Source organism: Leisingera sp. S232 (assembly GCF_049800895.1).
Taxonomy (GTDB): domain Bacteria; phylum Pseudomonadota; class Alphaproteobacteria; order Rhodobacterales; family Rhodobacteraceae; genus Leisingera.
In genome coordinates this window covers 60,754-72,986 of record NZ_JBNAFX010000012.1, presented here as the reverse complement: position 1 = coordinate 72,986, position 12,233 = coordinate 60,754, and the positions used below count along the sequence as shown (strand labels likewise).

General features: G+C 61.0%; 12 protein-coding genes. 4 read left to right on the top strand and 8 right to left on the bottom strand.

Features of this window, described 5'->3' with window-relative positions; all coding sequences use genetic code 11:
• Positions 1–23: 23 nt before the first annotated feature.
• A complete protein-coding gene (locus tag ACP151_RS09940; protein ID WP_424978740.1) occupies positions 24–659 on the bottom strand; it encodes a class I SAM-dependent methyltransferase in 636 nt (211 codons plus the stop codon).
• 87 nt (positions 660–746) lie between these two features.
• Here ACP151_RS09940 and ACP151_RS09935 point away from each other — a divergent pair, with 87 nt between their 5' ends.
• Complete coding sequence (locus ACP151_RS09935; protein WP_424978738.1) at positions 747–1,625, top strand: LysR family transcriptional regulator; 879 nt, start codon at positions 747–749, stop codon at positions 1,623–1,625.
• An 86-nt stretch (positions 1,626–1,711) separates the two neighbouring features.
• Here ACP151_RS09935 and pheT read toward each other — a convergent pair whose 3' ends face one another.
• From pheT to ald, 4 genes are all read right to left on the bottom strand, one after another.
• Complete coding sequence (gene pheT / locus ACP151_RS09930) at positions 1,712–4,111, bottom strand: phenylalanine--tRNA ligase subunit beta (RefSeq protein WP_424978736.1); 2,400 nt, start codon at positions 4,109–4,111, stop codon at positions 1,712–1,714.
• A gap of 89 nt (positions 4,112–4,200) precedes the next feature.
• On the bottom strand, positions 4,201–5,016 hold the full coding sequence (locus ACP151_RS09925; RefSeq protein ID WP_424978735.1) for an alpha/beta hydrolase family esterase: 816 nt from the start codon (positions 5,014–5,016) through the stop codon (positions 4,201–4,203).
• Positions 5,017–5,158: 142 nt separating this feature from the next.
• Entirely contained in the window at positions 5,159–5,419 is a 261-nt protein-coding gene (locus ACP151_RS09920) for a hypothetical protein (protein WP_424978734.1), read from the bottom strand.
• Positions 5,420–5,558: 139 nt separating this feature from the next.
• A complete protein-coding gene (gene ald, locus ACP151_RS09915) occupies positions 5,559–6,677 on the bottom strand; it encodes an alanine dehydrogenase (RefSeq protein WP_424978733.1) in 1,119 nt (372 codons plus the stop codon).
• A 138-nt stretch (positions 6,678–6,815) separates the two neighbouring features.
• Here ald and ACP151_RS09910 point away from each other — a divergent pair, with 138 nt between their 5' ends.
• On the top strand, positions 6,816–7,274 hold the full coding sequence (locus ACP151_RS09910; RefSeq protein ID WP_424978732.1) for an Lrp/AsnC family transcriptional regulator: 459 nt from the start codon (positions 6,816–6,818) through the stop codon (positions 7,272–7,274).
• Positions 7,275–7,344: 70 nt separating this feature from the next.
• Here the strand turns inward: ACP151_RS09910 and ACP151_RS09905 are convergent, their stop codons facing one another.
• Entirely contained in the window at positions 7,345–8,184 is an 840-nt protein-coding gene (locus ACP151_RS09905; RefSeq protein ID WP_424978731.1) for a lysostaphin resistance A-like protein, read from the bottom strand.
• Positions 8,185–8,369: 185 nt separating this feature from the next.
• On the opposite strand from ACP151_RS09905, the gene ppk2 reads away from it, so the two are divergent.
• Complete coding sequence (gene ppk2 / locus ACP151_RS09900) at positions 8,370–9,287, top strand: polyphosphate kinase 2 (RefSeq protein WP_424978729.1); 918 nt, start codon at positions 8,370–8,372, stop codon at positions 9,285–9,287.
• 69 nt (positions 9,288–9,356) lie between these two features.
• Here the strand turns inward: ppk2 and ACP151_RS09895 are convergent, their stop codons facing one another.
• Together ACP151_RS09895 and rpsU are read right to left on the bottom strand one after the other, a co-directional pair.
• Positions 9,357–10,448 (bottom strand): CAP domain-containing protein, encoded by a 1,092-nt coding sequence (locus ACP151_RS09895; RefSeq protein WP_424978728.1) that lies wholly within the window; start codon positions 10,446–10,448, stop codon positions 9,357–9,359.
• Positions 10,449–11,174: 726 nt separating this feature from the next.
• The gene (gene rpsU, locus ACP151_RS09890; RefSeq protein WP_005614280.1) at positions 11,175–11,381 is read right to left on the bottom strand and encodes a 30S ribosomal protein S21; all 207 of its coding nucleotides are present in this window, start codon (positions 11,379–11,381) and stop codon (positions 11,175–11,177) included.
• A gap of 126 nt (positions 11,382–11,507) precedes the next feature.
• Between rpsU and ACP151_RS09885 the strand changes: the two genes are divergently transcribed.
• Positions 11,508–12,209, top strand: a complete 702-nt coding sequence (locus ACP151_RS09885) for a COQ9 family protein (RefSeq protein WP_424978727.1) — start codon at positions 11,508–11,510, stop codon at positions 12,207–12,209.
• Positions 12,210–12,233 lie beyond the last annotated feature (24 nt).

Sequence of the window (12,233 nt, the reverse complement as noted above, 5' to 3'; positions counted from 1 at the left end):
TGCGCGCGGGGCAAAGGCAAGATTCAGCGCCGCCGCGCCACCAGATAGCGGCTGGGAACTGCGGGTGGAGAGTTGCCTGTCTCGATGATCTCAAACCCGGCATTCTGCACCGCCGTCTCAAGTCTGCGGATGCTGATGAAATCCACATGGCCGGGCGCCTTGCCCGCCAGCTCCATTAGCGGGATGAGCGCGCGGAATATCCAGTGTTTCCAGCTGCTCCGGTGTTCGCCCAGGCACGGAGTTTTTGAAATGAACAGGCCGCCCGGTCTCACACGGGCCGCGGTCTCTTGCAGATCCTGTTCCAGGTCTGGCAGCAAATGCAGCAGGTTATGCGCCAGCACCGCATCAAACGGCCCCTCCGGTGCCGTCCCCGGGCTGCAACATTGAAACTCCACATTGCCGACACCTGCGTCCCATGCTCTTTCCCGGCCAATCTCCAGCATGGTAGCTGACAGATCAGTCGCGATGATCCTTTTCACACCGCGCGCCAGTTCGATCGCGGTAGAGCCGGTACCGCAGCCCAGCTCCAGCACGCTGTCCTCTGCGCCCAGATACGACCGGGTCCGCTCCAGCGTATAGCGATAGGCATCCTCGTCGCGGATCTTCGACTTGGCGTATTTCGGGGCAATCTTGTTCCAAAAGCGGGCGTCGGCACTCATAGCAGGTCTCCTTGCTTGTGCTGACCATATCCATGCGCACACAGCAGATAAATTGCTGAAATCCGCAGGGTTGTTATACATAAATGCATGAATAACCCTGACTGGAACCACATCCGTGCCTTTCTCGCCACTGCTGAAACCGGCTCTTTGTCTGCTGCTGCACGGCAGATTGGCCTCACGCAGCCGACGCTGTCACGCCAGGTTGCCGCATTGGAAGAGCAGCTCGGCGTGCTGCTGTTCGAACGGCTTGGCCGCGCCCTGGCCCTGACCGACGCGGGGCATGAGCTGCTGGAGCACAGCCGGAAAATGGGGGAGGCAGCGCAGGGGCTCAGCCTTGCTGCCATTGGCCAGGCGCAATCGATTGAGGGCACTGTGCGGATCACCGCCTCGGATATGATGTCGGCTTATGTGCTGCCGCAGGTGCTGCATCAGCTGCGGCTGCGGGCGCCAAAGCTCTCCATTGAGGTGGTGGCGGCCAATGACATCCGCGATTTGATGCGGCGCGAGGCCGATATCGCCATCCGTCACGTCCGCCCTGAACAGCCGGAACTGATCGCCCGTCTGGTGCAGGAGGCGACCGGGCATTTCTACGCTGCCAAAACCTACCTTGACCGGCGCGGCCGACCATCTTCCCTAGCAGGCCTTGCCAGTCATGACTTTGTCAGTTTCGGAGATGCCGAACGGATGATCAGCTATCTGGTGCCGCTGGGCATTCCTGTCACCACCGGTAATTTCCGCATCGGCTCCAACAGCGGATTGGTGGCCTGGGAGCTGGTCAGGCAGGGGTTTGGTGTCACCCCGATGTCGGATGAGGTCGCCGCCACTGCGCCGGAGGTGGAACGCCTGGTGCCCGGCAGCGATGCCATTACCTTTCCGGTCTGGCTGGCCACCCACCGCGAGCTGCACACCAGCCGCCGCATTCGGCTGGTGTATGATCTGCTGGCGGAATTCTTTGCCGCCAAGTGATATGAAAAGGCAGCGCCCCAACGGGTGCGCTGCCCAACTTTTTCCAAAACGTTTGCCAGGGCTGTGCTCAACAGCCTTGGTTTTCCCTATCCGCGCAGGGTGCCGCCGGTGGCTTTGGTCACCTTGGCGATGATCTTCTCACTCACCGCTTCGATGTCTTTTTCCTTCAGCGTCTGGTCGCTGGGCTGCAGCCGCACGGTGATCGCCAGTGACTTCTTGCCCTCGCCCAGAGAACCGCCGATGAACTCGTCAAAGACACGCACGTCTTCGATCAGCGTCTTGTCAGCTCCGGCCGCTGCGTTGACCAGCGTCAGCGCCTCGACATTTGCGTCCACCACAAAGGCAAAGTCACGCTCCACCGCCTGCAGGTCGCTGATGTTCAGCGCCGGGCGGGTGGCCGAGGATTTGCGCGGCAGCGGAATTTCATCCGGCCAGATGGTGAAAGCCACGGCTGCGCCTTTGATACCCATCTCTTTCAGAACCTTGGGGTGCAACTCGCCAAAGACGCCCAGGGTCTTTTTCGGGCCCAGACAGATGCGGCCATGACGGCCCGGGTGCCACCAGGCAGCCCCATCGCGCAGAACCTGTACCTTGGCAGGTGCACCGATGGCCGCCAGAACGGCCTCAATGTCCGCCTTAGCGTCATACAGATCCACCGCGCGCGCGGCGCCATGCACGTCCTTTGGCCCGGTGCGGCCCACCAGCAGGCCTGCAATCTGATTGACCTGCTCGCCTGGCTCGCCGCCGGTGAAGGCAGGGCCTGCCTCAAACAATGCAAGATCCATATAGCCGCGTGCCTGATTGCGAGCCGCCGCCTGCAAGAGGCCCGCCAGCAGGTCCGGGCGCATATGCGACATTTCGGACGAGATCGGGTTGGCCAGCATGGTGGCATCATCGCCGCCGCCGAACAGCGCGGCTGAGGCCTGGTCGATGAAGCTGTAGCTCACAACTTCGTTGTAGCCGAGGCTGGCCGCGGTGCGGCGTGCCATCTGCTGGCGGCGCTGCTGCGGTGTCATCACCGGCTTGGGGATGCCATCGGTCAGACGCGGCAGCGGTTTGCCCTGCAGCTTGGTCAGCGAGGCAATCCGCGCGACCTCTTCGACCAGATCGGCCTCGCCCTGCACGTCCGGGCGCCAGCTGGGCACATGCGCCATATTGCCCTCCAGGCGAAAGCCCAGGCGGGTCAGTGTCTGACGCTGGTCGCTTTCCGGGATCTCCATTCCCACCAGCGACTGCACGCGGTCAGCGTCCAGCTTGTAGGCACGGGAATGATCCGGCACATCGCCTGCAATCACCACTTCAGACGGCTTGCCGCCGCAGAGATCCAGGATCATCTGGGTCGCGCGGTGCAGGCCTTCGATGGTGTATTCCGGGTCAACTCCGCGCTCAAAGCGGTAGCGCGCGTCGGAGTTGATCTTGAGCGCGCGACCCGCCATGGCGATCTGCACGTGATCCCAGAATGCGCTTTCCAGAAACACATCCACGGTTTCCTCGGTGCAGCCGGTCTCTTCGCCGCCCATGATGCCGCCGATGCTCTCGGGGCCCTTGGCGTCGGAAATCACCATCTGGCCCGCGCCAAAGGTATATTCTTTTTCGTCCAGCGCCTTCAGGGTCTCGCCGCCAGCGGCACGATGAACCCGAAGCTCCCCCCCCGAAACCTTCGCAGCATCGAACACATGCAGCGGGCGGTTCTGGTCGAACGTGAAAAAGTTGGTCACATCCACCAGCGCTGAAATCGGGCGCAGGCCGATCGCCTTCAGCCGGTCCTGCAGCCACTGCGGGGACGGGCCGTTCTTCACGCCCTTGATCAAGCGGCCTGCAAACAGCGGGCAGCCGTCCAGCGTGTCCTCGTCGATGGTCACTTTGACAGGGCATTCGAAATCGCCAGAAATCGCCTCAAACGCGCGGGTTTTCAGCTTGCCCAGGCCGCGCGCCGCCAGATCGCGGGCGATGCCGTAGACACCCAGCGCATCGGGACGGTTCGGAGTGATCGCGATCTCGATCACCGGATCGACCTTGGCGGGATCATTTTCAGCCAGCCAATCGACAAATCTGTCGCCAACCGCGCCGGAGGGCAGCTCAATGATGCCGTCATGCTCGTCAGACAGTTCCAGCTCGCGCTCAGATGCCATCATGCCAAAGCTTTCGACGCCGCGAATTTTGCCAACGCCAATAGTGATGTCGAGACCGGGAACATACATGCCCGGCTTGCAGACCACCACGGTGATGCCTTCGCGCGCGTTCGGCGCGCCGCAGATAATCTGCAGTTCACCCTCGTCGGTGTCCACTTTGCAAACCCGCAGCTTATCCGCGTCCGGGTGCTTTTCGGCGTGCTTCACATAGCCAAGCTTGAAGTCTTTCAGCGCATCGGCAGGATTGACGACCCCTTCGACCTCAAGACCCAGATCGGTCAGGGCATCAGTGATCTCTTCCACCGAGGCGTCGGTGTCGAGGTGGTCTTTCAGCCAGGAAAGCGTGAATTTCATCGGTCGGGGACCCCTTGGCAGACATGCGTGTTTGACCTGAGGCAATGGCAAAGAATGCGCCAAGGTTCAAGGGTTCTGCACGCCGGCTGTCAAGGATAGCTGGGAGTGAGGTTCAAAAGCTCATCCAATTGCCGTCCGATCCAGCCATGCGGGATGAAATGGCCGCCTGGATGGGTGTCCAGCACCACTTGGCCTTGCGCGCAGTCTGACCAGACCGTGCGGTCCAGTTTCAGAAACTCCACCACTTGCCATTGCCCCAGCGCCCGCGCCGTGCCACAGCCCAGCCGGGCCCGCCACAGTGCCACAGAATAGCTTGGCTCGCCGCCGGGGCCATAAGGGAAATCCATCACGGTGTCCTTCAGACCATGCACATGGCGTACCTCCCGCGGCGCTTCGGGGCAGCTTTCGTCTTGCTGGATGGTGCCGGCCACCGCCAACAGCGCCGCCACATCATTGCCGCTGCGGCAGACATAACGCCAGGCCATCGCCGATCCATAGGAATAGCCAGACACATATATCCGGTCTCTGTCGACTGGATAGCGCCTGGCAACATCTACCAGAACGGCATCAGCGAATTCCGTGTCCTCCGTTTCAACCGGCCAGAAATCCCAGGTCTTGTTCCGCCCGTTCGGCGTCACCAGCAGCACCCCACGGCGCTTGACCGAGTCGCCGATCCGCTCGCTTTTTTGCGCATGGCGTCCGGTGCGGGACCAGCCGTGGAAATGCAAAAGCACCGGCAGCGGCGAAACACCATCCCAGTCTTCCGGCGCCATAACGTGATAGGAGCGTCCCTCCAGCTCACAGGGCGTTTCACCGTGGCAGCCGGACGGCTTCCAGGGACCCATGGCGGCGGCGCCAGAAGCCCAGAAAAGGGCGGTGAGAAGGAGAACACTGGAGCGGATCATCTGGCCCAGGTTAGCCAGAGCAGCCCAGGTGTCACGTCACATGTTTGTGGGGCTGTTCTAAGCCAGCTTCAAAACGGTCAATTGGCCTCGCAAAAGGTTCACCGCGCAACATCACCAAGCCAGGAATGCCGCAATTCCTCTTTCAGTCGGCGCATGCCGATCTCCTCGTAGCCGGGGTGCAGGCCAGGTCAAGTGTCGCCATGGCCTGATCCAGCGCAGAGACAAACCCCAGTCCGATTGCCGCCGTCACGATCCAGGTTGCCAGATGATAGCCCGCATTGGCCGGAACCGTGGCGGCAAAACCAAAGCGCGCGATACTGGCAGCAAAGACCAGGTTGCCGGGGCCGGGGCTGTAGGCAAGCGGGAACAGGAACACGATCAGGGCTGCGGTTGTCTGGAGCATCTTAAGACCTCTTTCTGCAGCGTCAGAAAAGGCCATTTCCGAGGTCCCGGTCGATCCGGTTTTTGCGCAAAAGGCAGGCATGAAAAAGCCCCGCCGGAGTGGCGGGGCTTGGCAGTTTTCTTGTAGTCCCGAGGGCTGATTACAGCGCCAGCGCCTCTTCCGGGGTGATGCAGTCCAGGCCCAGGGCCTCGCCCACCGCAGCATAGGTCAGCTTGCCTGCGTGCACGTTCAGGCCGTTCAGCAGGTGCTTGTCGTCCTTGCATGCCTGGCGCCAGCCTTTGTTGGCCAGGTTCAGCATGAAGGGCAGGGTGGCGTTGCCCAGTGCTTGGGTCGAGGTGCGCGCCACGGCGCCCGGCATGTTCGCCACACAATAGTGCATGATGCCGTCGACTTCATAGATCGGCTCGGCGTGGGTGGTCGCCTTGGAGGTCTCAAAGCAGCCGCCCTGGTCGATCGCAACGTCCACCAGCACTGCGCCGGGCTTCATTTCGCTGAGCTGTGCGCGGGACACCAGTTTCGGTGCCGCCGCACCCGGGATCAGAACCGCGCCGATTACCATGTCGGCCTCACGGACCAGCTCGGCAGTGGCGCCGGCGGTGGAGTACTGGTTCTTGAACTCGCGGCCGAAGACGTCGTCCAGATACTTCAGACGGGTCAGCGAACGGTCCAGGATGGTCACATCCGCGCCCATGCCTGCAGCCACTTTGGCTGCGTGGGTGCCGACAACGCCGCCGCCGATCACAACAACCTTGGCTGGTGCTACGCCCGGGACGCCGCCCATCAGAACGCCGCGGCCGCCGTTGGCCTTTTGCAGGGTGTAGGCGCCGACCTGCGGTGCCAGACGACCGGCAACTTCCGACATCGGCGCCAGCAGCGGCAAGCCGCCGAGGTCATCGGTGACGGTTTCATAGGCGATGGCGGTGCAGCCCGATTCCAGCAGGTCATGGGTCTGGTCCGGATCGGGTGCCAGGTGCAGGTAGGTGAACAGCAGCTGGTCTTTGCGCAGCATCTTACGTTCAACCGCCTGCGGTTCCTTCACCTTGACGATCATGTCGGCGGAGGCAAAGATTTCCTCGGCAGTGTCCAGGATGACGGCGCCGGCAGCGGCATAATCTTCGTCGGTAAAGCCGGCACCCAGGCCTGCGCCTTTCTGAATGACAACGTCGTGGCCGTGGGAAACTGCTTCGCGGGCAGCATCCGGGGTCATGCCGACGCGGAATTCCTGCGGTTTGATTTCGGTGGGGCAGCCGATTTTCATTTTGATATCTCCTCAAACTCTCTGCATCCAGCTTGGGGGAGCTGCGACAAAAGGTGCTGCTTTTTTGAGCGGAATAAAAACATGCCTTTCGAAGAATCTTCACGTATACTGCCGGAATACAGCAAGGATCTTCGCAAAATGTCGTTAGACGAAACAGATCGTCGCATTCTGTCGGTGCTTCAAAAGCAGGGCCGTGTTTCCAACGCCGATCTGTCGGACCGGGTGCACCTGTCTGCCTCGGCCTGCCACCGGCGGGTGCAGCGGCTGGAGGCAGAAGGGTACATCCGCGACTATGTTGCACTGCTGGATGCACGAAAGATGAACGTGCCGACCACCGTATTTGTGGAGATTACCCTGTCGGGGCAGGCGGATGAAGTGCTGGATGCGTTCGAAAAGGCAGTGTCGCGTATCCCGGATGTGCTGGAGTGTCACCTGATGGCCGGCACTGCGGATTACATCCTCAAAGTGGTGGCAGAAAACACTGAGGATTTCGCCCGCATCCATCGCCAGTATCTGGCACGTCTGCCGGGGGTGGCGCAGATGCAGTCGAGTTTTGCCTTGCGCACGGTGTTCAAAACCACGGCGCTGCCAGTCTGAGGCCAGTCTGAAGCAGGGCTTCAGGTGGCGGTATGGCTGCCCTCTTCCTGTGCACCGGAACAGCGCTAATTCAGGCCGGGCCGGGATAGGTGAACAGCAAAAGATGTGCAAAGTTGAAGGCAAAGTGCATCAGCACCGGCGCGCAGAACCGGCCTGATCCCCAATATCCCAGCCCGCAGGCCAGCCCCAGAAGCGTTGCAAATGCTGCCACCGCAGGGCCGGCGCCGATGTGGGCGAGGCCGAACAGCAGGCTGGCAGTGGCAATGCCGACCGCAGGCCCGAAGGATCGGGTCAGGCCCTGCTGCAGATAACCGCGGAAGAAGGCTTCTTCTGCCAGGCAGGTGAACAGCAGGTTTGAGGCCATCCATAGGAGGGTCCACTCCGGCAGCGACCGCTCCAGGTGCAGCGCGCCAGTCAGCAGGGCGGCCGGCAGCAGCGCGGCGAGGAGCAGCAAGCCAGACAGCCAGGCCGAACGCCCAGCAGGATCATTGGGCTGCAACAGCGCAGGCCGGGCGAGCAGCAGGACAAAAAACACCAGCGGCTTGTCGAGGTTCAAATGCAGTGAATAGGGGGCGCTGGCAGGACCGGCCTGGACCTGATCGAGGATCAGCAGGTTGTGCACCCCCGGCAGCAGATGTGCGCCAAGCGCCAGCGCCCACAAGGCCAGCGCCAGATGGCTGATCAGTTTGGCAGGACCGCGGATGCGGGCCACAAAGGCGGCACACAGCAGCCCCGCGGCCAGTGCCGTCAGCGCCAGCGGCTCCAGATGGCCAAGTGCCAAAGCCGCAGCGCCAAAGACCGCAAGCAGGGCAAAGGCCAGGTGACGCTGTCCGGCCCAGCCCAAGGCAAGCGCCGTCATCAGGATCAGCCAGGGCCAGGGTTGCGGCAGGGGTGTCAGAAAAATGCTCATGACCGGCACATAATCCGCCCATTTCGAGGATTTCCAGCCTGTTGTGAAGGGGCTTTTGGGCTTTTGCGCTTGAACCTGCCGGGGAATTCCGATTGCCTTGGGGGAGGCTGCAAGGGGGCTCAGCCCGTCTCATAGCGCCGCTAGCAGGCTGACTTTGCATCACCAGACAAGGAAGGAACCCGCCCGTGACCCGCGAATTTGAAACCGCCTCCCTCGCTTGGCTGGAAGCGGAGCTGCAGGACACGCTGGACGAGGACATTGAAATCGAGTTCTCCGAGCCGATGCTGAGCCAGGAGATCCGAAAGATCTACCGTGAGCAGCACCCGGAGATGCTGGATCGGCAGGTTTACTTCCGCAATCTTTTGCGGCTGCAGGCCGAGCTGATCAAAGTGCAGGATTGGGTGCAACAGACCGGCGCCAAGGTCTGTATCCTGTTTGAGGGCCGCGATGCAGCGGGCAAGGGCGGGGTGATCAAGCGGATCACCCAGCGGCTGGACCCGCGGGTGGCCCGGGTGGTGGCACTGCCAGCGCCGAACCGCCGCGAACAAAGCCAATGGTATTTCCAGCGCTATGTGCCGCATCTGCCTGCTGGCGGCGAAATCGTGCTGTTTGACCGTTCCTGGTACAATCGGGCGGGGGTCGAACAGGTGATGGGCTTTGCCACCGAGGAGCAGGTGGAACAGTTCTTTCAGGACGTACCCGAATTTGAGCGAATGCTGGCACGGTCCGGAATCATTCTGCTGAAATACTGGTTCTCGATCACCGACGAAGAGCAGCAGCTGCGGTTCATGATGCGCATTCATGATCCAATGAAACAGTGGAAGCTGTCGCCCATGGATCTGGAGAGCCGAATCCGCTGGGAGCAATACACCAAGGCCAAGGAGGAAATGCTGGAACGCACCAATATTCCCGAGGCCCCCTGGTATGTTGTCGAGGGCAACGACAAAAAACGCGAACGGCTGAACTGCATCGAGCACCTGTTGACCAAGATCCCCTATGAAGAAGTGCCGGTTGAAAAAGTGGAGCTGCCGGACCGCAAGTACAATCCGGATTACGAGCGCCAGGTGCTGCCGGATGAACTGTATGTGCCAAAGATTTACTGAGCTCAGATACTGGACGTAAGAAAGGGGCACACCGTGGCGCGCCCCTGCTGTTTTGGTTCGGCAGGATGGTCAGAATAGGAAATCACCAGAGCTGAGGTCTTGCTCTGTGATGCCTGCCAGCAACATGCCGTCACCGTCAATGTCCGTGATCAGCAGGCCATTTGAGGTTTGCCGAGTATGATTGTTCATCAGGTCGCCGTAGCTGGTGATGCCATCCGCGTTGCTGAGGTCAATCCGTTCACCGCTGGCACTGGGATTGAAGTCGGTGACGGTGTCGTCGCCAGAACTGAAGATAAAGATATCACCGCCGCCCTTGCCGGTCAGTTTGTCGTTGCCGGAGCCGCCGTCGAGAGTGTCGCGGCCAGTGCCGCCCCAAAGTTTGTCGTTGCCGCTGCCTCCGTCTATGTCGTCAGAGCCGGACTGACCGCGCAGTTTGTCATTGCCGCTGCCACCGTTCAGGTCATCATCGCCGCCGCCGCCTTGCAGGGTATCTGCCTGGCTGCCTCCGTTCAGATCGTCGTGGCCGCCCATGCCTTTCAGCTTGTCACGGCCGTCATTGCCGTCCAGGCGGTCACTGCCGCTGCTTCCAGTCAGTGTGTCGTTACCAGCCAGCCCATCGAGGTTGCCGGAGCTGGTGAGGGTGATGGCATCGTTGCCCATGGTGGCCTGTCCGGTGCTGCCACCGGAGCCGCCACCAGAGCCATTGTCCAGCTGCAGCTGGGCGCTGGTCTTGGCGAAATTCTGGGTGACCATCACCGCATCCCAGCCTTTGAAATTGCCCTGCTCGATGCCAATACCAATTACTTCGACATTGGCATTCAGGATGTTGGCACGGTGCCCTGGGCTGTTCATCAGAGAATTGTGCAGATCGATCACATCATCGGCCAGGCCAGGGGCGCCGCGCTCGCTTTGCCAGGCGATGTTTTCCGCCCAGGTCCAGCTGCCGGAGAAAACAAACCCTGCGTCCTCCATCCGATCACCGGCACTGGAGCCGCCTGCGCCGGTGTGGGAAAACTCATCCGCTTGCAGCATCCATTCGCTGTGGTCCTCAGCGGAATCGTTGAGCCGCAGCTCCAGCTGAACCGGGTTAAGCCCGCGTGAAGTGCGCTCAGCGTTGATCAGCTCGAGCATCTGCCGCTCGAGATCGCTTGCCTGTGACATCGTAAACTGCTCCATGAGTGAGCCGGTTTCCCGGCGGTGCGCCACCCGGTTAAAGGAAATTAAGTTTGCGTGAAGGGTAGGTAACTATTTTGGCAGTTTTGCGGCAAAGCTCTGCCCGTTCGGCGGCATGGGCTACGCGACTTCTCGCGCGTTTTGCCGGTTTGCGGCGGCGCGGATGGACAGCGGCAATTGTCCGCCGTCCTGTACCCTGCCGGAAGGCCGCCAGCGGATTCGGCCAGGCAGAAGTTGACTGCGGGAAAGAGACTGCGAGGGCGGAAGCGATCCGGACGCTGCCGGGGGGATGGCAGCGTCCGGTAAATTGGACCCCCGTGGGAGGGGAGGCGAGCCTTGTTTACAGGGACCAAGACCAGCGCCGGTTAAAGGGGGGGGGAAGCGCCGCCTGCCCAAGGGATCCAGAAAACCGGGAGTTCCAGGCCCGGCCGGCGGGGCAATTGTTAGGGAAACGCAACTTAACAGCCCTGCCGTGGCTTTAGGTATAGCATGGCTTGGAAAAGAAATACACCCTAAAGATGTGTTTGAGATCAATTTGATATTATTAAGCGTGCATCTGAGGCATGGAAGTGGCGGCTGCGCTGCAGGCCCGCCAAAACGACGTGCCCCAAATGACAAACCCCCGGGCAGAGCCGCGGGGGTCGTCTGATCTTCAGTTCGGGCTGATCCTGAGACCCGCCCTAGTGCTGTCCAAAGCTGGAGAGCAAGGCGTGCTTACAGCAAACCTTCGCGCTGTGCTTTCTTACGTGCCAGTTTACGGGCACGGCGGATCGCTTCAGCTTTCTCGCGCGCTTTTTTCTCGGACGGCTTTTCGAAATGTTGCTTGAGCTTCATTTCGCGGAAGACGCCTTCACGCTGCAGCTTTTTCTTCAGGGCACGAAGCGCCTGATCGACGTTGTTGTCGCGAACACTAACCTGCATGTGGTTTTCACCACCTTTCTAAGTTGAGTTGCAAGGATTTGCAGGAAGTGGCCATATAGCAAAGCGCTGCAAATTTGTCTAGTAGGGTGTCGGAACCTATCAGAACGCTGCCGGCGGGAGGGTGCAATGAGCAAAGATCAGGACCACGCACAGGACGATATCAAGGAAAAACTGCTGGATGCGGCCTTGATGCATGTGCCTTTTGATGGCTGGTCAGAGGTCACATTCCGCGCGGCCTGTCAGGATGCGGATGTGTCGGAGGTACTGGCCCATGCCATCTGTCCACGCGGCGGTGTTGATCTGGCGCTGTCCTATCACGCGCGCGGCGATTCGCTGATGCTTGAACGGCTGAAGAGCGCAGACCTGACCGGCCTCAGATTCCGCGACAAGGTGGCGGCCGCGGTACGGTTCCGGCTGGAAGCGGTCGACGACAAAGAGGCGGTGCGCCGCGGCACCACGCTGCTCACTCTGCCGCAATACGCGGGCGACGGGGTCAAGGCGATCTGGGGCACCTGCGATCTGATCTGGGAGGCGCTGGGCGACGGCGCGGATGATTTCAACTGGTACACCAAACGGGCATCTCTGGCAGGCGTCTATTCGTCAACCGTGCTGTACTGGCTGGGCGACGACAGCCTGGATCATCAGGCAACCTGGGACTTCCTGGACCGGCGTATTGATAACGTCATGGACTTTGAAAAGCTCAAGGCAGGCCTGCAAAAGAACCCGCTTCTGAAGCCTCTGCTGGCGGGGCCGAACTGGCTGGCAGAGCAGATCAAACCACCTAAACCATCCGGCGGTCTGCCGGGCATCCTGAACCCGAAACGGTAATCCGATCCTCCGAAAACAGGGAGG